The organism is Gammaproteobacteria bacterium (assembly GCA_009845905.1).
In the GTDB taxonomy this organism is placed as follows: Bacteria; Pseudomonadota; Gammaproteobacteria; order Steroidobacterales; family Foliamicaceae; genus Foliamicus.
In genome coordinates this window covers 101187-122023 of record VXYS01000006.1, presented here as the reverse complement: position 1 = coordinate 122023, position 20837 = coordinate 101187, and the positions used below count along the sequence as shown (strand labels likewise).

Here is a 20837-nt window from a genome sequence, read left to right as displayed (position 1 = left end):
CTTAGCCGGGACGGCGCTGTGTCAGCTCGGCCGCCAGCAGGCCGGCGGCGCCTGAAGCGCCGCTGTTGCTCATGAACACGACCGCATCGCCTGCCTCCACAGCCGCAGCCGCGGCGCGCGCAGCCTGGGCGGCGTCCGCGCACACCGTGACATGATCGTGGCCGGCAAACGCGGTCTCCGGATCCCATTCCAGGCTTGCGCAAGGCGCCAGCCAGGCGTGAGCGGCGCCTTCCAGCGCGGCCGGCAGGCCCGCCAGGTGCGCGCCGGCGCGCATGCTGTTGGAGGCCGGTTCCAGAACCGCCAGTACGCGGTTGTAGTCGCCGGACAGGGCCTTGAGGGTCGCCCGAATCTCAGTGGGGTGGTGGGCGAAGTCATCGTACAAGGCAACGCCGGAAGCACCGGCCGGATAGCGGCCGAGCAATTGCAGGCGTCGCGCCGGCGCAACGAAAGATTCGAGCGCACCGCAGGCCCGCTCGATTGACACGCCCGCGCCATGCGCGGCCGCCACCGCGGCCAGTGCGTTGGACAGGTTATGCGCGCCCGGCAAAGCCAGATCGCAACACGCTTCGCCCGACTGCCCCGAAAACTTCGCACGAAAGCCCTCGATACGTTCCGCGCGCCATTCCGCCCCGGATCCGGGATCGACCGAAAAGCGCTCCACCGGACTCCAGCAACCCTTTGCCAGCAAATCGGAGATGTTGGCGTCCGCGCCGTTGACGATCAGCCGTCCGGCGCCCGGGGTGCGCCGCAGCAGCAGGTGAAACTGCCACATTACCGCTTCCAGGCCGGGGTAGATGTCGACGTGATCGTGCTCGACATTGTTGATGACGACCGTGCCGGCGCGGTAGTGGAGGAACTTGGCGTTCTTGTCGAAGAAGGAGGTGTCGTACTCATCGCCCTCGATGACGAAATGCCGCCCGCCCCCCAACCGGGCGGTGCGCTCGAAATTGCCCGGCGCGCCGCCGATCAGAAAGCCGGGATCCAGGCCCGCCTCGTGCAGCATCCACGCGACCATGCTCGCGGTGGTGGTCTTGCCGTGCGTACCGGTAATCGCGATCACCTCGCGGTCCTGCAGCACCTTTTGGCCAAGCCACTCGGGGCCGGACATGAACTTCAGACCGCTGTCCAGCAGCGCCTCGACGATCGGCATGCCGCGCGACATGACGTTGCCCACCAGCACGAGGTCGGGTCCGGCGTCCAGTTGCGCGGGATCGAAGCCGATTACAGGTTCGATCCCCAGTTCCCGCAGGCGCGTGCTCATCGGCGGCCAGGCGGCGCGATCGGCGCCTGTGACTTCGTGGCCGAGTTCGCGGGCCAGGGCGGCAAGCCCGCCCATGAAGGTCCCGCAAATGCCGAGAATATGAATATGCATCAGGAAGCTTCGAGCGGGATGCCGAAAAGCTGGGTCAGCGCGACGTAGAGGATCATGTAGAGGAAAAAGTGGGCCACGGACAGGAGCAGCCCCGCCCAGATGCCGCGATCCATGGCCCGGGCGAAGATGTTGCCCATGGCCAGCAGCCACCACGCCAGGAAACCGTATTCCGCAGCCTGAATCAAGAGCCCCGGCTGCTCCTGCGACGTGACGACGTAAACCAGCGGCAGGTTCAGCGCGTTTATGATCGCCTGCACACCGAGCAGCGACACGAGCGTTTGCGGCCAGCGCTCGGGCTTGCCCGCCATCCACAGCACGAATCGCGAGTAGCCGAGCAGGAGCAGCAACTCGAACGCCGCGACGGGCAGAACGAAGAGCGCCGGCGCCGGCAGCAGCATCAGGTAACCGATAGCGGTTACGGCCGCCCAGGGAACCAGGCACAGGACCAGCATCTCGCGCGAACCCGGCAGCGAGTCGGGCCCGCGCAGACCCAGCGACACCATCAGTACGCCCTGGAGTATCGCAGCCATTCGGGCCCGGTTTCCTAGGACGGGTTTCGGCCGCCGTTGGGGCGGTGCTGACGCATGCGGGAAGCCTGGGCGGGAGGACGTCCCGCCCTCCGGGAAGGCGAGACGGCTGCGAGGGACGCGCCCTCGCTCCCGGGAGATTCGAGTGCCACCCACACGCGCGTAAAAACTTCATCGGGCGAGCCCAGTCCGTCAACGCGGCGCAGCAGGCCCGAGTAGTGCTCCAGCAGCGGGCGGGTCTGGCGCTCGTAGACGGAGAGCCGGTTGGCGATCGTCTCTTCCCTGTCGTCGTCGCGCTGGATCAGTTCGCCGCCCGCGGCTCGGCTGGCGGCCAGTTCCTCCGGCGGCGAGAAATGTATGTTCAGCAGTTTGCCGGTGGCCGAACAGGTCCGGCGGCCGGTCAGCCTCTTCATCAGTACGCCGTGATCGACCTCCAGCATCAGCACGACATCCAGTTGCTGCCCCGACCCCTCAAGCAACTCTCCGAGCAGCCGGGCCTGCGAAAGGTTGCGGGGGAACCCGTCGAGGATGAAGCCTCCGTCACAGTCGTCCCGCCCGAGCCGGTCGCCGAGAAGCTGCATGACCAGCTGGTCGGAAACCAGCTCCCCGGCATCCATCGCCGCCTTTGCCTCGAGTCCAAGCGGAGTGCCGGCCGCCACGGCGGCGCGCAGCAGGTCGCCGGTGGACACCTGGGGCCAGCCTTTCCGCTCCTCAAGCCGGCGCGCCTGGGTGCCCTTCCCTGCGCCCGGAGCGCCCAGAAAAACTATCCGCATCGAGTCCTCCGGCCTTGTGTGCTGTCCCGGTAAAGGGGGTGCTATCGTACACGCTGGTCCACGCAGAAAAGCGACTGTCCGCATGCCCGCGCCCAATGCACTCTACGCCCAGTCGGGCGGTCCCACGGCTGTGATCAACGCTACCGCCCAAGGCGTTATCGAGGCGGTGCGCCGGGTGAGGCCGGCGGTCGGCAAGCTGTACGCCGCGCGAAACGGCATCCTCGGCGCGCTGCACGAACAGTTGCTGGACACCGACGCCGCTTCGGCGGAAGATGTGGCCGCCCTGGGCCAGCGTCCCGGTAGCGCATTCGGAACGGCCCGCTACAAGCTGACCAGGTTCGAGGACGACGAGCGCGAATACCACCGGCTGATCAACGTGTTTCGCGCGCACGGGATCGGCCAGGTGTTCTTCAACGGCGGCAACGACTCCATGGACACGGCGCTGAAGCTTTCCGAACTCGGCCGGCGGCTGGATTACCCGCTCACATGCATCGGCCTGCCCAAGACCGTCGACAATGACCTTCCGGTCACCGACTGCTGCCCCGGCTTCGGCTCGGCGGCGAAGTACGTGGCCGTGTCCACCCGGGAGGCCGCGCTGGACGTCGCCGGCATGGCGCGGACCTCGACCAAGGTTTTCATCCTGGAAGTCATGGGGCGGCATGCCGGCTGGATCGCCGCCGCCGGAGGGCTGGCGGGATCGGGCGCGGGCGACGCTCCGCACATCATCCTGTTCCCGGAAGTTGCCTTCGAAACGGACAGCTTCCTGGCACGGGTCCGGGAGTCCGTCGAGCAGCACGAATACTGCGTGATCGTGGCCAGCGAGGGGGCCCGCTACGGCGACGGCCGCTTCCTTTCCGAAGCGGGAGGCACCGACGCCTTCGGCCACAAGCAGCTCGGCGGGCTGGCGCCGGTGCTGGCGAACATGATCCGCGAGAACCTGGGCTACAAGCACCACTACGCCATCAGCGACTATCTGCAGCGTTCGGCGCGGCACCTGGCGTCCGCCACCGACCTGGAGCACGCTTACGCGGCCGGGCGGTCAGGCGTCGAACTGGCGCTTGCCGGCGGCAACGCGGAAATGGTGACAATCAAGCGCATCGGCGATGATCCCTACGCCTGGGAAACGTCCTCCGCCCCCCTCGACCAGGTGGCCAATCGCGAGAAGGAACTGCCGCGCGGGTTCATCACGAAAGACGGCTACGGCATCACCGAGGCGGCCCGGACCTATCTTCAGCCGCTGATCGAAGGCGAGGCCCTGCCCCCCTTCCGCGGCGGACTGCCCGTCTACGCGGAAATCGAACTGCCGTCGGCGGAAAAACGCCTCGATCCGTTCGAATAGGAACGCCTAGCCGTGGCGGGCCGCGAAGCGGCGCAGCTGCTCTTCGGTGGCCGGCTTCTGGTACTTCTTCTTCCAATCGGCGTAGGACATGCCGTAGATCCGCTCGCGCGCTTCGGTCTCGGTCAGATCGATCCCGTGTTCGTTGGCCGCTTCGGCGTACCAGCGGCCGAGACAGTTGCGGCAGAAACCGCCTGCGATCATCAGGTCGATGTTCTGGACGTCCCTGTTCTCGTCCAGGTGCCTGAGCAGGCGCCGCAGCACCGCCGCTTCCAGCTCGAGGTTGGTGTTTTCGTCGTTCATGGGATTTCTCGGGTGACGCGCGGGCGGAGGAGTATACTCCCGCCGTTGTTTCCGGAGGACCCCCTTTGAGCATCGCCTACCAGGGAATCGCCGGCGCCTGGTCGCACCTCGCCTGCCGCGCCGTCCATCCGGAGCTGGAAGCCGTACCCTGCCCGAGTTTCGAGGACGTTTTCGAGATCGTCGAGGCCGGCGGCGGCGACCTCGCCATGATTCCGATCGAGAACAACCTGGGCGGCCGCGTGGCGGACATTCATCAGCTTCTGCCCCACCAGGCCCTGCACATCGTGGCCGAGTATTTCCAGCCGATACGCCACGAGCTGCTGGCCGTTCCGGGCGCCACATTCGAGGGCCTGAAGGCGGTCTACAGCCATCCCCAGGCGCTCGCGCAGTGCCGGCGCTACCTGCGTAAACGGGGGATTGAGCCGCGGGCGGCCAGCGACACTGCCGCAGCCGCGGAACGAGTGGCCCAGCGGGGCGATCCGTCCATCGGCGCGATCGCTTCCGCGCTGGCGGGCGAGCTGTATGAACTCAGCAGCCTGGGCCGGGACATTCAGGACGAGCAGCACAACACGACGCGCTTCATCGTGCTGGCCAGGGAAAAGAACACCGGACCCGCGGATCGGGACACGGACTACATCACTGCGCTGTGGTTCCAGCTTCGCAGCGTGCCGGCGGCCCTGTACAAGGCGCTGGGGGCCTTCGCCACGAACAACGTCAACCTCACCAAGCTCGAGAGCTATATCGGCTCGGAGAACTTCGACCGGGCGCGCTTCTATGTCGAGGTCGAGGGCCACGAGTTCGACGCCCCGGTGCTCTCGGCGCTCGAGGAAATCGAGTACTACACCGACATCGTCCGCGTGCTCGGCAGCTTCGCCCAGCACGAGTTCCGGCAGCAACGGATCAAGCCTTAACATAGTCGGCCAGCCCTGGCCCTGTAGACGACAAGACGGACGATGAGGAGAGAGGTAATCGGGCAATGCACAAGCTACTTGTTACTTACACACGCCCGCGCGACGTTGACGCTTTCGAGAAGCATTTCGGCGAAGTGCACGCGCCGATGGTGCGCAGGATTCCCGGCCTCAAGAAGCTGGTCATCAACCGGATAACGGGCAACTCCATCGGCACCGACCCCTCTCTGTACCTGATCGTGGGATTGCAGTTCGGCCCCAGGGAAGACTTCGACGCCGCGATGGCCTGGGAAGAAAACGCCGCCGCCGGCCAGGACGCCGTGGAGTTCTGCCGCGCCACCGGATCCCGCTTCGAAGTCCTCATCGCCCATGAAGACTGAAATGACGGGAGGCGAAGCGCTGGTGCGCTCGGTGCTGGCGCACGGCGTCGATACCGTCTTCGGGCTCCCGGGCGGTCAGACCTACGGACTGTTCGACGCGCTGGCGCAGTACGAGCGTCCCACCCAGGTCATCAACTCCCGCCACGAACAGGGCGCGGCCTATATGGCGCTGGGCTATGCCGCCTCCACCGGGCGCCCCGGGGTGTTCAGCGTGGTGCCCGGACCCGGCGTCCTCAACGCGGGATCCGCTCTGGTCACGGCCTATGCCACCAACTCCCGCGTGCTGTGTCTGGCGGGCCAGGTCCCGTCGCAACACATCGACCGGGGCTGGGGCATGCTGCACGAGATCCACGATCAACTCGGGATCCTGCAGCGGCTGACGAAGTGGGCCGAGCGTATTCCGAGCGGCGCGGCTGCGCCGGAAATGGTGGCCGAGGCGTTTCGGCAATTGCATACGGGACGGGCGCTTCCGGTGGCGCTGGAAATGGCTCCGGACGTGATGGAGGGTGGCTGCGAAGCCGCGCTGCTCGAACCGGCCTCCTCGTACGAAACGAGCGCGCCGGACCCGGACGCGGTGAAGGAGGCGGCCCGAGTTTTGGGTTCCGCGCGAAATCCGATCATCATCGCCGGAGCGGGCGCGCTGGATGCCGGAGCGGAACTCAAGCGCGTGGCGGAAATACTGCAGGCGCCGGCGGCCGCCAACTTCAATGCCAAGGGCGTCATCGACGAGCGCCACTATCTGGGGATCAACCTTCCGGCAGCCCACGCGCTGTGGGCCGATGCGGACGCGGTGCTGGCGGTCGGCACGCGGTTCACGGAACCCGAACTGGAATGGGGTCTGGACGACGGCTTGCCGGTGGTGCGGCTGGAGGCGGACGACAGCGCTTTCAGTCGCGGGCGCGCGCCGACCGTAGCGCTCTGCGCCGACGCCGGCGCCGGGCTGACGGACCTGGCGGATGCGCTTGAGAGCGTCAACCGCAAGCGGGAGTCGCGCAAGAAGGAGCTCCTGGGCCTGAAGCGACGATTCCGGAAGGAATTCGCCCGCAACAATGCGCCTCAGCTTGCCGTGCTCGAAGTGGTTCGCGAGGAGTTGCCCGAAGACGGCTTTCTGGTGGACGAGGTCACCCAGATGGCCTATACGTCCTGGTTCGCGTTTCCTTCCTACCGGGCGCGGCACTACATCAGCAGCAACTTCCAGGGCAACCTGGGCTACGGCTATCCCACCGCATTGGGCGTGCAGGCGGCCCATCGCGACCGCAAGGTGGTCGCGTTCGCGGGAGACGGCGGATTTCTCTACGCCGGCGCGGAAATGGCCACCGCGAAGCGCCACGGACTCAACGTCGTGGTGATCGTGTTCAGCAACGACGGCTACGGCAACGTGCGCCGCGACCAGGCGCAACGCTATTCCGGGCGCGTTTTCGCCTCCGGCCTGACCAATCCCGATTTCAAGGCCATGGCCGAATCGTTCGGGCTGGAAGCATGGCGGGCGCACACACCCGAAGAACTGCGCAAGGCGCTGCGGGAGGCGCTCGTGGCCGACGCGCCGGGCCTGATCGAAATGCCGGTCAGCGAAATGCCCAGTCCCTGGCCCTACATCCTGCTGCCGCGCGTCAGGTAATCCTCCAGCCGCACGGCGTCCAGCCCCGGCACTTCCTTCACGACAAATTCGCCTTCGCGGCCGAAAGGACGGGTGGCGTCCAGCCCTACCCTGCCCACGAAATCGTCCTCGGTGTCCCGGTAGAACCCGGCGCGGTCGCTGATGACCAGGGTCCGCGCATCGACGCGTCCGCGCGTGATGAAGGCGTGCATCACCGCGTTCATGTCGCTCAGGTCCACATCCTCCTCCACCACGCAGCACAACTGGTTGTAGTCGGCGTGGCTGTCGAAAACGACTTCCATTACATCCCGCGCGTGCTCCCTGTATTGCGGGCGGATCTGCACCGTCGTGTTCATGAACGCCGGTGCGCAGGAGACGTTTACGATTCCGGGCAGGCGCCGGCTCAGGTCGCGGTACACGCGCGCTGCATTGATCGCTTCCAGCGGGGCGAGGTCCTCGCGCGAACCGCACAGCAGGCTGTGGAACTTCGCATCGCGCCGCCAGGTCACGCGCTCGACTTCCATGACGTGATTGGGGGCCTCGGGAACGTAGTATCCGAGCACCTCGCCGAACGGCCCTTCCCGGCGCCTTTCCCCTGGCAGGATCCGGCCCTCGACGACGACTTCGGTGGCAACGGGGACCGGGAGGCGGCTGTCCGCGCCGGAATACACGTCCACCCGCCTGCCCGCCAGTTCGGCGGCCAGCGCGTACTCGTCGACTCCGGCCGGAAGGTGAGTGCCGGCGGCCATGAACACGGCCGGCGGCACGCCGATCAGCAGCGCAACGGGCAGCGCCCGTCCGGCCTCCTCGGCGCGGCGCTGGTAGTCGGTCAGATCGTGACTGTCGCCCAGCCGCAGGCGCAGTTCCCGCGGACCGGCGTACATCGCCCGGTGAAACGACAGGTTGGACACGCCGGTATCGGGATCGCGGGCCAGCACGATCGCCGCGGTGAAATACGGACCCGCGTCGCGCTCGTGGTAGGTGATCAGCGGCAGATCGGAAAGCTGTCCCTGTTGAAGGTCGCCGGACGGCGGGGCCTCCCGCGTCGGGGGTTCGACCCGGGACTCCGCCGCGTCCAGCATGCTCGCGTAGGCGGCGGCGAAAGGTCCGTCGCTCACGGGCACCAGGCTTCGCAGGCGCTGTTCATCGGCAAACAGGTTGGTCACGACTTCAAGCGGCGTCCCCTTGACGTTTCGGAACAGGATCGGGCGATTGCCTGCCTGCTGGGCGCGCTTGGTCACCGCCGCCAGCTCGAATCGCGGATCGACCGCCCTGTCCACGGTCAGCAGTTCGCCGGCCTCGGCCAGCCTGTTCACCCACTTCCTCATCGAGGCGCCCTCGCGGCTTCGGGCCAGCGCGGCAAAAAGCCGGTGATCAGCGCGGCGACGGCGCAGCAGCCGGCGCCGACGAGCAGCATGGCCGCGTAGGAACCGTCGGCGTCGTAGGCCGCTCCGTAGGCCCAGGGACCGAGCGCGGTGCCGGCCAGAAACGCGCTGAACAGCAGGCCGTATATCACGGCGAAGGACTTGAGGCCGAAATAGCGCCCCGCGAGATAGGCGAGCAGATCGATTTCCGCGCCCATACTCAGGCCCAGCAGCAAGGCCGCGGGTATCGCGAATCCCGGCGCGTTGCCTGTGGACAGGACGGCCATTCCCGCCGCGGAAAGCAGAAACACCACCAGTGCGACGCGGGGCGCGAAGATCCGGTCGATCAGATAGCCGATCACGACCCGCGAGACCATCACGGCGATGCCCACCATGCCGGCGATCCATCCGGCTTCCTCGCCCGGAATGCCCATGCCGCTGAGCATGGGCTTGAAGTGCGCCAGCATGCCGTAGAGGCTGAACGACAGCAGCGCGAACACGCATATCAGCATCCAGAACACGCCGCGGCCCATCGCCTCGCGCCAGGCGTCCCCGGTGGTTTCGACCACGGCTCCTTCCGGGCCCGGCGTTGCGGCGGTCCGCGGGCGCGGCGGGTCCTTCAGGAACAGGGCCACCAGCGGCGTGGCCACGAAGATGATGATCGCCCCAAGCGCCAGGAAGCTGAACCGCCAGCCGTACGCGTCGTTGATGTAGCGCACCATGGGCGGCACGTAGGCGTAACCGAGCCCGGCCCCGGCCATGGCCGTACCGATCGCCAGCCCGCGGCGGCGATCGAACCAGGACGAGACCGTGCGCATATAGGGCGGGCTGTTGGCGCCGGCCCCGAGCACGCCGATCAGCACATAGACGGTCAGCAGTATCCAGAGCGCGTCCAGCCGCCAGCCCAGCACGCACAGGCCGACGCCGAGCACCAGCATCGAAGGCGCCAGCACTCGCCTGGACCCGTAGCGGTCCACCAGCCGCCCGATGAACGGCAGGGTCACGGCAAGACAGAGGGTGAACAGGGTCAGCGCCAGGCTCATGTCGGCGCGCGCCCAGCCGAATTCCTGCTCCAGCGGCTCGATGAAGAGGCTGAAGGCGCCGTAGGCGAACTGGCCGGGGCTGGTGGACAAGCCGAAGGCCGCCACGGCCACGATCCACCATCGCCCTGCTCGACTTTGCACGCCTTTCCCCATGGCCCGCGCATACTATATGCGGCCATGTTCGGGGAAATGGTTCGGGATGGGGCCGTCGACGGGCGGGTCTATACGAGCCGCGAGGTATTCGCCGCGGAAATCGAACGGGTGTTCGCCCGCTGCTGGAACTACGTCGGGCACTTAAGCGAGATTCCGCAGCCGGGCGACTACCGGCGCGCAACGGTGGCCGGCCGGCCACTGATCCTGATCCGCCACGAGGACGGCACACCGCGCGCTTTGCTTAACCGCTGCGCCCATCGCGGCGCTACCGTTGTTGGGCGCGATTGCGGCCGGGCCCGGCGATTGCGCTGCCCGTATCACGGTTGGACCTACGCGACCGACGGGGCGCTGAAGCAGCTTCCGCTGCCCGGCGGTTACAGGGGCGATGACGCGCCGCGCTGCGGTGACCCGGCCTGGTCGCTCGAATCGTATCCGGTGGAAACGTACCGCGATTTCGCTTTCGTGCGCCTGGAGGAACCCGAAAAGCCGCTGCCGCTGGCGGAGTTTCTGGGCCCGGCGAGCGAGGCCCTGGACCTGATGGCAGACCGCTCACCCACCGGCAGGCTCGGCGTGGCCGGCGGCCGGCTGGCCATCGTGCTGCGCTGCAACTGGAAGGTGTACCTGGAGAACCTGCACGACGGCCTGCACCCGCCGCACGTGCACGAGTCCTCGATCTCCGCCGCCCGCGCCGCCGCCGCAAAGGAAGAGCCCCGGGAAGAAGTTCGCTGGGTCGCCGCCAACGGCCAGCCGCTGGCCACGTTCGGCGAGCTTGCGGTGCGCTGTCACCCGCACGGCCATAGCGACATGAGCGGCTTTCGCAAGGAAGCGGACGGAAGGGACGCCGGTTACCGCGAGGCGCTGGACAATGCCTGGGGCGCCGGGCGCGCGGACCGGGCGCTGACCCGCAACCTGCACAACGCCTGCTTCTACCCTGGCGCCTCGGCCCATCCGCAGTACATGCAGATGCGCCGGCTCACCCCGCTGGCGCCGGACCGCACGCTGGTCGAGAGCTGGACGTTGAAGGCGGAAGGCGCGCCGGAGTCACACTTCCTGCGCAACATCCGCTACGCCAACACGATTCACTCGCCCTCTTCGCTGGTCAAGCCGGACGATGCCGAGGCCTATCGCCGGGTCCAGCGGGGACTTGAGGGTCTGCCGGGACAGGTCAGCCAGCATCGCCGGGACGAAAAGCCCGGTCCCGGCCCGGACACTGCGCTGAGCGAAGAATACGTTCGGTCCCAGTACCGCGCCTGGCGGGCCTACATGGGGGAATAGCAGGTGATCGTCCTGCCGGAAAACGTCGAAGTACCTTCGTCGCGGCTCAGGGCGGCAGAACGCGTCCTGTACCTGGAATGCGAATACCTGAACCTGGGGCGGTACGACGAATGGCTGGGGCTGTTCAGCGAAGATTGCCTCTACTGGGTGCCGCTGTCGCCCGCCCAGGACGACGCGCAATCGCACTCGTCCCTTTTTCGCGAGAGCCGCGGGCTGATGCGAATGCGCATCGATCGCATCACGCACGAGGCCGCGCATTCCCTCGCCGGCGGGATTCGCACGAGCCGGACCGTGGGACCGGCGGCGCTTCGTGAAATCGAAACGGAAAGCGGCGACTGGATCGTGGGGCGGCGGTTTCAGATGATCGAGCGCCGGGGCGAGAGAGTCCGCAACTTCGCGGGCCTGTTCACCTACCGGCTGGCGCCCGGCGGAAAGAGTTTTCGGATTCGCGAAAAACGTGTGGACCTTGTCGACTGCGACGCGCCGCACGAGCCGCTGGAGGTCTTTTTCTAGCCCGGGTGACACGGCCCGTTACGGCAGGAAGGAATGCAACCATGAGGAAATTGTGTCTGACATTGATGCCGCTGCTGATTCCGCTCTCCGCGTGCGTGCAGGACCCCGCGGTTGCGCCGACTCGGCCGAACATCATCTTCGTGCTCACGGACGACCAGAGATATGACGCCCTGGGTTTCCGGAATGACGAAATCAACACGCCGAACATGGACCGGCTCGCGGCGGAGGGCGTGCATTTCAGAAACGCCTTCGTGACGACCTCGCTATGCTCGCCGAGCCGCGCTTCCATCCTCACCGGCCTCTATGCCCACGCGCACGGCGTGGTCGACAATCTGGAGCGCAGCCTGAGTCCCGGCATACGCTTCTTTCCTCAGGACCTGCAGGCGGCCGGTTACCAGACCGCGTATGTGGGAAAGTGGCATATGGGCCTGCACGGCGACGAAAAACAGCCGGGATTCGATCACTGGGTCAGTTTCGCCGGACAGGGCAACTATTTCCCCGTTGACGGCAGCACGATCAACGTCAACGGAGACCGCGTTCCGCAGCAGGGCTACATTACCGACGAATTGACCGACTACGCGATGGAGTGGCTGAAAGGGCGCGATCGCGGAAAACCGTTCTTCCTGTATTTGTCGCACAAGGCCGTGCATGCGGATTTCGCGCCCGCGGATCGGCACAGGGAGCTCTACGCGGACGTTGAAATCAGGCTTCCCGACAGTTCGGCGGACACGCCGGAAAACTACGCGGGCAAGCCCATGTGGGTCCGCAACCAGCGCAACAGCTGGCACGGCGTGGATTTCGCCTATCACGGCGACCTCGACATTCGCGAATACAAGCGCAACTACAACCGTGCGCTGGCCGCGGTTGACGACAGCCTGGGAAGGCTGTTCGCATGGATCGACGACCGGGGCATCGCGCAGGACACGATCGTGGTGTTCATGGGCGACAACGGCTTCCTGTTCGGCGAACACGGACTGATCGACAAACGCAACGCCTATGAGGAATCCATCCGCGTGCCGCTGCTCGCCTACGCGCCCGGGCGCTTCCCCGCGGGCACGGTGGTGGACGAGATGGTGGCCAACATCGACATCGCGCCGAGCCTCCTTGCGCTGGCCGGCGTTACGCCTTCGAGTCCCGTGCACGGCGTCGATTTCGCTCCGCTGGCCCGTGGCGAGAGCGTGCAGGACTGGCGTTCCGAGCTGTATTACGAGTATTTCTGGAACTGGGTATTCCCCCAGACGCCCACGACTTTCGCGCTTCGCACCGACGACTTCAAGCTCATTCAGTACCACGGCATCTGGGATACGGACGAGTTGTACGACCTGCGAAGCGACCCGGGAGAAATGCGCAATCTGATCGGTGACCCCGACCACACGCTTGTCGTACGGCAACTGCGGCAACGCCTGTATTCACTGAACCTCGAAACCGGGGGACAGCCGCAGGTTCCCTACACGATCAAGGAAGGTCACGGTTTGCGCTTTCGCACGCCCGCCGGCGCCGAACAGGCCGAATTTCCCGAATCGATCTATCGGCAGCCGAACCCGGCCGATATCGAAGACTACAAGGACTAGTCCATCGTCTGCGGAAGCGGCGGCAGCGTGTGAATCTCCAGCGCCGTCGTGACCGCCCGGGTTGACATCACCGGCACGCCTGAGCCGCGGGCCGTTTCCTCGAGAATCGCGTGCTCCACGCTCAGGGCATATCGGCTTGCGGGCGCCAGCGCACCCGCGGGAATGACGCGTTCGGTGTCCGAATAAAGCATGAAGCGCTGGCCCTGGAAGGGACGGCCGCTGTGGTCCACCTTGTAGTTCTCTTCGTCGCGCAGTATCACGAAGATCATGTCGTCGACGATTTCGCGCGGGTCCGAACGACCGGAATCGAAAGGCATGTAGCGGACGACAAGGTCAAGCGTGGAATCGACGCTGTCGGAGGGGACCTGCTCGCCGTTCTGCACCAGCCACACCTGCGGGCCCTGGGGGTATCGGCCCTCGCCGAGCCGGACGGGTATGGACACCGGATCGGCCGCGCCCGGCGGCGAGTAACGGAAGACGTACTCGCCATTGGGCCATTCCCGGTCGATTTCCGCCTCGCTGTCGTAGGTCCGATCGCCCCGAATGAGCAGGATCTGGTCTCTTGAAGGACCGACCACGGCGCGCTGATCCGTGAACTGAACCTCGCGGCCATCGGGCCGGACCAGCACAGCTTCGCCCAGCGGCGTCCCGTCGGCGAGGAAGATTTCCGAGAAAAACGAGTAGTACTGGCGCCTGGGCTTGCCGGCGCCGGTCTGCTCATACCCCGCGTGCTTGCCCACAACGGCGAAATTGACGTCCCGGGTCTGGGCAGCCGCTGGAGACGACGCGAGAAACGCCAGCGCGAGGCACACCATTCCCGACGCAATCACGCCGGGAATGAAAGCGTCCTTCGCCGGCCGACTAGCGGCCAAACTTGTAGCTGACCTTGGCGCCCCAGATACGCGGATGCGGACGCAGGCGGAACCCGCTCAAGCCGAAGTTCTCGCCGGTGCCCGTGTAGTACGCCTCGTCCGTCAGGTTCTCGACGTAGCCCACGACCTCCCAGCACTCGTCCAGATTCACGCCGACGCGCAGGTTGACGATGTCCGCCTCCGGAGTACGGAACGGAAATCCGTCTGTGCGGCTGGGCACCTGCGCAATCGGATTCATCTGCGTGAGCGGATCGCCATAAACCGTCACGCCGCTGGTCTGCAGATAGGTCACGTCCTCGATGGTGGAGTACTGCGAGTCCTTGTAGATGTATTCCAGCCGCGCCCATCCGTCCCACTGATCCAGCGTGAACCGGTAGTCGGCCGCCATGCTGAAGGTCAGTTCCGGCGCCCGGGGCAGCGGCTGGCCCTTGAGGTTCACGAACAGGTTGCCGCTCAGCCGCGCCACGTCGTCGCTCTGGATTTCCGTGTCGATCACGCCGATGCCGCCGGTCAGCGTCAGGTTGTCGGTCAGCAGCGCCGCGAGCTCCGCCTCGAGTCCCGTGGCGCGCGCCTCCTCCACGTTGATCGTCAACTGCACATTCGAGGTGGCGTCACCCGGAACCAGGAAGAAGAAAGTCTCCAGTTGCAGATCCTGCCAGTCCAGCAGGAAAGCCGCGGCATTGAAGCGCGCGCGACCACCGAACAATTCGGATTTCACGCCCACCTCGTAATTGGTAAGAATTTCCGGATCAAAGACTTCGTTCACCGCCGAATTGTCGGCGCCGTTGCGATCGAGCGAGAAACCGCCGGCCTTGTAACCCCGCGACACGGTCGCGTAAACCGTGGCCTCGTCGGAGAGGTCGTAGGACAGCGCAAGACGCGGCGACAGGTCGCTGAAAGTGTCTTCATTGCTGATTGCTTCTGTCGGCACCAGGTCGTTCGGCCAGCGGGGGCCGCCGGCCGGTCCGATCGGCAAAAACGTGTTGGTCACGTCGTCGGAGGTATAGCGCCCGCCGAGCGTCAGATCGAAGCGCTCATTCACATGCCAGGTCAGGTCCGTAAACACGGCGATGCTGGTCAATTCGAACCCGCGCGTGCTGCAGCCCAGGCAGAAAGGACGCCCGAAGATGTCATTGAGGAAGGTAGGAGGCAGGCCGCCGATCTGTATCCCTTGAACGACGGTGGTGGTGCCCAGCTGAACCGCGTTTTCGGTGTCCTTCTCGTCGCGGGCGTACAGCGCGCCCACCGTCCAGTCATAGACATCCGACGTAATGTCGAGGCGCAGTTCGGTGCTGAACGACGTGCCTTCGCGGGTCTGCTCCCGGAACACGACATTCTCGGCGACCAGGTCGTTATCGAAGACCCGGTCCAGATCGGTGTCGATCCAGCCGCTGATCCAGTTCAGCGTCATCGTGTCGGACAATTCGCGCGCCACCTTCAGGACCGCTATGCTGGTCGTGTTGTCGTTCTTCTCGCCGATTGCCGAGCGCGCGGTCTTGCTGCGGTTGTCGGGCCAGAAACCGGTGCCGGGGTCAATGGGCGCGACGAACTCGCTCCCGGGCCCGCGAAACTGGAAAGTGGCCACCGAGTCGGTGTCCAGCACGCCGGAGGGCACGTTCTCGTCGTGGCCCTGCTGCTCGTCGCTGTTCATCAGCATGAGGTCCACGGTGGTGGCGTCGTCGAGCAGCCAGCGCGCGGACAGCCGGACCATCGTGTAATCGTGGCCGGAATCTCCGCCGCCGGGCACGATGTTCTCGACCAGGCCGCCTGAATCCTCATAGTAGAGCACGCCGCGCAACATGAAATTGTCCGATACCGGCAGGTTGATCATGCCGCTGAAGTCGTACTGTTCGGCGGCGTTTTCAAATGTCCGGAAACCCACGGAAGCGCTGCCGTCGAACTCGGGCTGCGGCTTGCGGGTGGTCAGGTTGAGCGCGCCGCCCACGGCGTTGCGGCCGAAGTAGGTGCCCTGCGGACCGCGCAGCACTTCGATGCGCTCCAGGTCCTGCAATTGCGGGTTTACGGTGCCCTGCCCCACCGACGCCACGCTGAATTCGTCCAGATAAACGCCGATCGACTGAATGAAGGAACTCTCGTCGGTGTTGATGTTGCTGACGCCGCGCATTGCGATGCTGATGCCGCGGGAGCCCACTTGCCCGTCTTCCGTGTAGCTCACGTTGGGCGTCAGGTTGAGGTACTGGGCCGCCTCCGTGATGTTGGCGATCTCAAGCGCCTCGCCCGTGAATGCGGTGACCGCCACGGGAACTTCCTGCAGGCTCTGCTCACGGCGCTGGGCCGTCACGATGATCTCTTCGAGGACCATGCCGTCCTGCGCGACGGCCATCGGAGCGATCAGCGCAAGCGCCAGAAAACCAAAGGGAATACTGCCTTTCTTCATCCGCTATTCCTCCAGGGAATTGATGCCGGAAATTCGAGAATATCGAAACCGCGATCATAACACCAAAGCCCTTTGGGCGACTGCCGCGGGGCTATCGCAAGAAGGATTCAAACAGTGTCAGAATCGTTCAATTGGTCTCACTTTCGTAATCCAGTACCACCCTTTCGCTTAGCGGAAGCGACTGGCAGACCAGCACGAACCCGGCTTCGATCTCCTCTTCCAGCAGCGCATGGTCCTTGCGCATCCGCACCTCGCCCTCCACCAGCCGCGCCCGGCAGGTGGCGCAGATCGCGCCGCGGCAGGAATGCGGAGGCGTGTGCCCGGCCTCGATGGCGGCGCTCAATACGTCCAGCCCGCGCGACGGGTCCATGCTGAATTCGCGCCGCTGCCCGCCGAGCAGCAGGGTCACGCTCACGGTATGTCCGGAAGGGGAAGCGTCCCTTTCCCGCACTAGTCCGAGATGTCCTCCAGGCGCTCGCCGGAGCGAACGTTGATCTGAAACAGTGTGGACACCCCGGTCAGCAACAGGCTGGGCAACACCGTGACGGTGAACGCCCATCGCCAGCCGATGATCTCGGCCAGCGCACCGACCACAAGCGGATAGACGGCGAAGCCGATGTTGATGCCGATTCCGGCCACGAATGCCACCGCGGTGGCGCGCACCCGGGTGGGAAACACTTCCGCCAGGTAGGTCTGCAGCACGGCGATGGTGCCGTAGAAGAAGAAGGTCATCGCCGCCATCAGGGCGATGTCGGCTTCCAGTCCCAGGTCCAGCCAGAACACGGCTGCGCAGATGGGAATGGCGATGAACACCCAGATCGCCACCGTATTGCGGCGCGTGGTGAGGAACTCGCCGACCAGCGAAGAGGCGATGTAGCCGATCGCGCCGATGCCGTATGACACGCCCACGATCAGGTTGGCCTCGTCCAACGTGTGGCCGCGCACTTCGTGGAAGAACGTCGGAAAGAAGAACGCGGTCCCGGCGTAGGCTCCGCCGAAGGTCAGCGACGCGATCCAGCCCAGCGACACGCGGCGGATGTATTGCTTGCTGAGTAACAGTGCTATGCGGTCACGGGCCGTCATACCCGCTTCGGCACTCGCTTCCTGCGCCTCCTTTTCGGCCAGGAACCGGCGACTTTCCGGTATGAACCAGTACAGGACCACAGCGATGGGTATGACCAGGAACGCCACCATGAACAGCAGGCGCCAGCTCCCGACCCCCTGCACCGCCTCGGCGGAAAGGAGGCCCAGCGACTCAAGAAACGCACCCACGGATCGGCCGACCGCGGGGTTACCCATCAATTCGACCGCCAGCAGTCCGCCGATAAACCAGCCCAGCGGATAGCCGATCTGCAGGATGCCGGCGTTGAACCCGCGAAACCGTGCGGGTGACGCCTCCACCACATAAGAATTGATGATCGGCACCATGCCCGAACACAGACACCATCCGACCAGGCGGAGAAACACAAGCATGGCCAGCGTCTCCGCCAGCGAAAAGAGGCCGACCATAAGCGCCGAAACGGCAAGGAATACCGTGAACATCATCCGCCGGCCGTAGCGGTCGGTAAGCAGCCCGGCCACCACGATGAAGAACGCTGCCGCGAGGAACGAGGCGGAGAGGATCAGGCCGATTTCCGGGTCGCCGATCGAGAAAGTTTCCTTGATCGGAGGGATGGCGTAGCCGAAGAACGCCTGGTCCATGTTGGCCAGCGTCCAGCCGAACAGGCAGATGCCGAAAACCTGCAGGAAGTACGGGTTCAGAAGCGCGCGCCAGTTGACGCGCTCGCCGGACTCAGTCACAACCGTTGCTCCCTCGCATTCCCGGGTGGGAAGGTGTCTCGCCTTCCCGGAGGGCGGGACGCCCTCCCCCCCAGGCTCTCGTGTCGGCAGCCGTGTTCAGGCGGCGCCTTCTGCGCGCTGGGCGGCGGCGGCGCGCGATTCCCTGAGCATCAGGCTTCCGGTGGCCGCCATGACCAGCAGGTTGGCCAGGCCCACCATGATGAACGGGGCCACCGGTCCATAGCGGTCGTACAGGTACCCGCCCAGCGCCACGAAGACCAGAATACCGAGCACTCCGCTCAGGTTGAACGCGCCGACGACCGTGCCGCGCGACGCCTTCGGCGCCTCGCGGCCGATGAGCGTGGTGGCGCCCCAGAAAGCGCTGATCTGCCCGGCGCCCAGCAGGCACAGGAACGGAATCGACCTGGCCGAAAGCAGGTCGCCGACGAACCACATGCCCAGGTAACCGATCGTCGCAACGCCGAAGGCCACTCCCAGCGCCAGCAACCGGTCGCGCTTCTCCAGCAGGAATCCCAGCACGACAATCCACAGCAGGCCGGCAGTCTGGGCGACGGCAAACGGCCGCACGCTCATGGCCTGGGCCTCGGACCCGGTAAGCCCCGCGCTCTCGACCGCAAATCGTCCCCACAGGGTCAGGAAACTGCCCAGGATCACGAGGTCGCTGCGCGCCACAAAGGCGCCCGCGTACGCCACGGCGATGCGGGGATTGCTGATCGCCTCGCGCACGCCCGCGGTAAGCAGTTCCTTTACCGGCGGGCGCTCCTCGCGCGTGGTCGGCGTGCCCGGCTGCAGGCCCCACGCCGCGACCACGGCCGTCACGAATGCAACCGCCGCGACAAGGAACAGCCCCAGGGGCAGGACCGAGTCCTCGGACAGGTCCAGGATCTCCACCAGCACCCGCGCGCCGTCGCCGAACATCAGTTTGATGAGCACCACCCCGAGGCCGGTCAGGGCGCCGCTGATCGCCACTACGCGGCCACGCGAAATTTCCTGCGGGTAGTCGGCCAGGATGGTGGCCAGCATGCCGGTGGCGGCCCCTATGCCCACCGCATAGAGCACGCGCGCTCCGAACAGTTGCCAGATCTCGAACGCGTAGGCGTGAAAGACGTAGCTCAGGCCCATGAGAAGCAGCCCGATTGCGAATATCTGGCGGCGTCCGATGCGGTCCGCGGCCACACCCACGAGGCCGAACACGGCGAGCAGCACGAATTCCGTCCACAGCACCAGGCCGCTGATCCATTGCCCCTGGTCCCTGGCCGGAATGCCGAAGTTCTCGCTCAGCACGTTGGTCTGCACACCGGTGATCGCGGTAAGCAGTCCAACGGTCGTAAACGAAACGAACAGGAACGACCATGCGTTGGTCGTCGTGAGGCCCGGCACGAACCACAATCCCGCCAGACGCTTGCCGGACGGGTCCGGCGTCAGTTCACGCCCCTTGGCTACGTTGAATCCGCTGGGCATCTCAGCATCGCTCCCGTGCCGGCGGCGTCAGGGCCCTGTCGAAAGAGCCCGAAGCGCTCGCGGCCGGCCGGCGGCGGCCGCGAGCACTCCTTCGAACGTTCGTGAAGCCTAGGTCTCCTGCTTCGGCGGCGCCGGCGTGCGCTCGATCGCGTACCACTCGAGGCTGGACAGGCTGGGCGTCTCCGGATCGTAGGTTTCCGGCGCGTTGAAATACTTGGGATGGTGCTTCTCGGCGTAGTCGAGCAGCGCCCGGTCATGCACCTGTTCGAGATCCTCTCCGGCGCCCATGAATGCGGCGTACTGGCAGAAGCCCGGCGACTGCCCCATCAGCATCCACGGCAGCCACGGCGTCGTGCGGTTCCAGACCCCGTGGTACGGCAGCGTGGTCAAGTCCGGGTTCTGCAGTTGCGCACCATCGAGGTGGAACGCGAAGAACTCCGACACCTGCACCATCGAACCCGTGGACTCGCGCACCCACTTGGCCGGATCCAGCGCGTTCGGATAGTGGAGGTGGATATGGATTTCCATGTCGATCCGGGGGCCGCGCTGCTGCCACGGCAGGACGAAGGGAATCTTCGGCGGCACTTCCTCGTTGAGTCCGCCGAAGCGCGGCGGCTCGGGAAAGTAATCGCTGATCACGTAGTTGAACGGATCGTTGGCGATCGGCACCACGGGCACGGTCTCGTTGGTATAGGGGTTTTCCCACTCTTCCAGCACCTCGCCGCTGCGCAGGTCGGTGTAGTAGCCAACCTCGCGGAGGATCTTGGCGATCGATCCGTCTTCGTTCTGCTGCAGGCGCGAGACGCCGAAGCCGGCAAAGCCGAACAGGTCGCGGATCGCCTCGCCGGGGCGCACGCCCATTACGTAGCCCTTGAACCAGCCCGTCTTCTGGACGCTCTCGTCGAGATTGCCCTGGGTGCGGGCGTAGGCGATCTTGTTGCCTACGCCGGTGCTCAGGTCCACGTACGGGCCGCTGAGATAATCCTGCGAGCCGTCGGACCCGGCGTTGGAGTCTTCGTTCCCGCCGTTGACGGTCACGTTGACGTCTCCGCAGGCGCCCATGCTCAGCGCCGCGGCGCCGAACGCGCCCACGGCCCCGAATCCCTTGATGAAATCTCGCCTTTGCGATTGCATAAGTTTTCCCCTTATTGCGATGTTCCTAATTCCGCGAACCTGTCTTGCCGTATCCCC

19 protein-coding genes are annotated in these 20837 nt (G+C 65.7%); 7 read left to right on the top strand and 12 right to left on the bottom strand.

The features are described 5' to 3' along the window. Nucleotide 1 precedes the first annotated feature (1 nt). The 3 genes from mpl to F4036_06085 are packed head-to-tail and all read right to left on the bottom strand — an operon-like array spanning nt 2 to nt 2672. Complete coding sequence (gene mpl, locus F4036_06095) at nt 2-1372, bottom strand: UDP-N-acetylmuramate:L-alanyl-gamma-D-glutamyl-meso-diaminopimelate ligase (GenBank protein MYK37314.1); 1371 nt, start codon at nt 1370-1372, stop codon at nt 2-4. Next, a complete protein-coding gene (locus F4036_06090) occupies nt 1372-1902 on the bottom strand; it encodes a hypothetical protein (protein MYK37313.1) in 531 nt (176 codons plus the stop codon). Before F4036_06090 ends, mpl begins: the two co-directional genes overlap by 1 nt. 14 nt (nt 1903-1916) lie before the next feature. Beyond that, entirely contained in the window at nt 1917-2672 is a 756-nt protein-coding gene (locus F4036_06085; GenBank protein MYK37312.1) for an adenylate kinase, read from the bottom strand. 82 nt (nt 2673-2754) lie between these two features. On the opposite strand from F4036_06085, the gene F4036_06080 reads away from it, so the two are divergent. Continuing rightward, complete coding sequence (locus F4036_06080) at nt 2755-4011, top strand: 6-phosphofructokinase (protein MYK37311.1); 1257 nt, start codon at nt 2755-2757, stop codon at nt 4009-4011. A 6-nt stretch (nt 4012-4017) separates the two neighbouring features. Here the strand turns inward: F4036_06080 and F4036_06075 are convergent, their stop codons facing one another. Continuing rightward, nucleotides 4018-4311 carry a DUF1244 domain-containing protein gene (locus tag F4036_06075; protein ID MYK37310.1) on the bottom strand — a complete coding sequence of 98 codons (294 nt, stop codon included), beginning with the start codon at nt 4309-4311 and terminating at the stop codon, nt 4018-4020. Nucleotides 4312-4376: 65 nt separating this feature from the next. Here F4036_06075 and F4036_06070 point away from each other — a divergent pair, with 65 nt between their 5' ends. The 3 genes from F4036_06070 (at nt 4377) to F4036_06060 (ending at nt 7217) form a co-directional block, all read left to right on the top strand. Continuing rightward, entirely contained in the window at nt 4377-5222 is an 846-nt protein-coding gene (locus F4036_06070) for a prephenate dehydratase (GenBank protein MYK37309.1), read from the top strand. A 65-nt stretch (nt 5223-5287) separates the two neighbouring features. Then, nucleotides 5288-5599 (top strand): EthD family reductase, encoded by a 312-nt coding sequence (locus F4036_06065; protein ID MYK37308.1) that lies wholly within the window; start codon nt 5288-5290, stop codon nt 5597-5599. After that, complete coding sequence (locus F4036_06060) at nt 5589-7217, top strand: hypothetical protein (protein ID MYK37307.1); 1629 nt, start codon at nt 5589-5591, stop codon at nt 7215-7217. The genes F4036_06065 and F4036_06060 overlap by 11 nt, the downstream gene beginning before the upstream one ends. On the opposite strand, the gene F4036_06055 is transcribed toward F4036_06060, so the two are convergent. Beyond that, nucleotides 7190-8524 carry a UbiD family decarboxylase gene (locus tag F4036_06055; GenBank protein ID MYK37306.1) on the bottom strand — a complete coding sequence of 445 codons (1335 nt, stop codon included), beginning with the start codon at nt 8522-8524 and terminating at the stop codon, nt 7190-7192. The genes F4036_06060 and F4036_06055 overlap by 28 nt on opposite strands. Beyond that, a complete protein-coding gene (locus F4036_06050; GenBank protein MYK37305.1) occupies nt 8521-9756 on the bottom strand; it encodes an MFS transporter in 1236 nt (411 codons plus the stop codon). The genes F4036_06055 and F4036_06050 overlap by 4 nt, the downstream gene beginning before the upstream one ends. Before the next feature lie 24 nt (nt 9757-9780). Here F4036_06050 and F4036_06045 point away from each other — a divergent pair, with 24 nt between their 5' ends. From F4036_06045 to F4036_06035, 3 genes are read left to right on the top strand one after another with little or no spacing between them, the layout of a single operon-like run. Beyond that, complete coding sequence (locus tag F4036_06045) at nt 9781-11031, top strand: aromatic ring-hydroxylating dioxygenase subunit alpha (GenBank protein ID MYK37304.1); 1251 nt, start codon at nt 9781-9783, stop codon at nt 11029-11031. Between the two features lie 3 nt (nt 11032-11034). Next, nucleotides 11035-11544, top strand: a complete 510-nt coding sequence (locus F4036_06040; protein MYK37303.1) for an aromatic-ring-hydroxylating dioxygenase subunit beta — start codon at nt 11035-11037, stop codon at nt 11542-11544. 41 nt (nt 11545-11585) lie between these two features. After that, entirely contained in the window at nt 11586-13115 is a 1530-nt protein-coding gene (locus F4036_06035) for a sulfatase (protein ID MYK37302.1), read from the top strand. Here the strand turns inward: F4036_06035 and F4036_06030 are convergent. The 6 genes from F4036_06030 to F4036_06005 form a co-directional block, all read right to left on the bottom strand. Beyond that, nucleotides 13112-13945: a hypothetical protein gene (locus F4036_06030; protein MYK37301.1), complete on the bottom strand. Its 834-nt coding sequence runs from the start codon at nt 13943-13945 to the stop codon at nt 13112-13114. The two genes, F4036_06035 and F4036_06030, sit on opposite strands and share 4 nt — an antisense overlap. 31 nt (nt 13946-13976) lie before the next feature. Further along, on the bottom strand, nt 13977-16385 hold the full coding sequence (locus F4036_06025; protein ID MYK37300.1) for a TonB-dependent receptor: 2409 nt from the start codon (nt 16383-16385) through the stop codon (nt 13977-13979). Nucleotides 16386-16512: 127 nt separating this feature from the next. Beyond that, entirely contained in the window at nt 16513-16944 is a 432-nt protein-coding gene (locus F4036_06020) for a 2Fe-2S iron-sulfur cluster binding domain-containing protein (GenBank protein ID MYK37299.1), read from the bottom strand. Then, nucleotides 16836-18185 (bottom strand): MFS transporter, encoded by a 1350-nt coding sequence (locus F4036_06015; protein ID MYK37298.1) that lies wholly within the window; start codon nt 18183-18185, stop codon nt 16836-16838. The genes F4036_06020 and F4036_06015 overlap by 109 nt, the downstream gene beginning before the upstream one ends. 96 nt (nt 18186-18281) lie before the next feature. After that, nucleotides 18282-19646 carry an MFS transporter gene (locus tag F4036_06010; GenBank protein ID MYK37297.1) on the bottom strand — a complete coding sequence of 455 codons (1365 nt, stop codon included), beginning with the start codon at nt 19644-19646 and terminating at the stop codon, nt 18282-18284. A 108-nt stretch (nt 19647-19754) separates the two neighbouring features. Then, the gene (locus F4036_06005; GenBank protein MYK37296.1) at nt 19755-20780 is read right to left on the bottom strand and encodes a DUF1838 domain-containing protein; all 1026 of its coding nucleotides are present in this window, start codon (nt 20778-20780) and stop codon (nt 19755-19757) included. Nucleotides 20781-20837 lie beyond the last annotated feature (57 nt).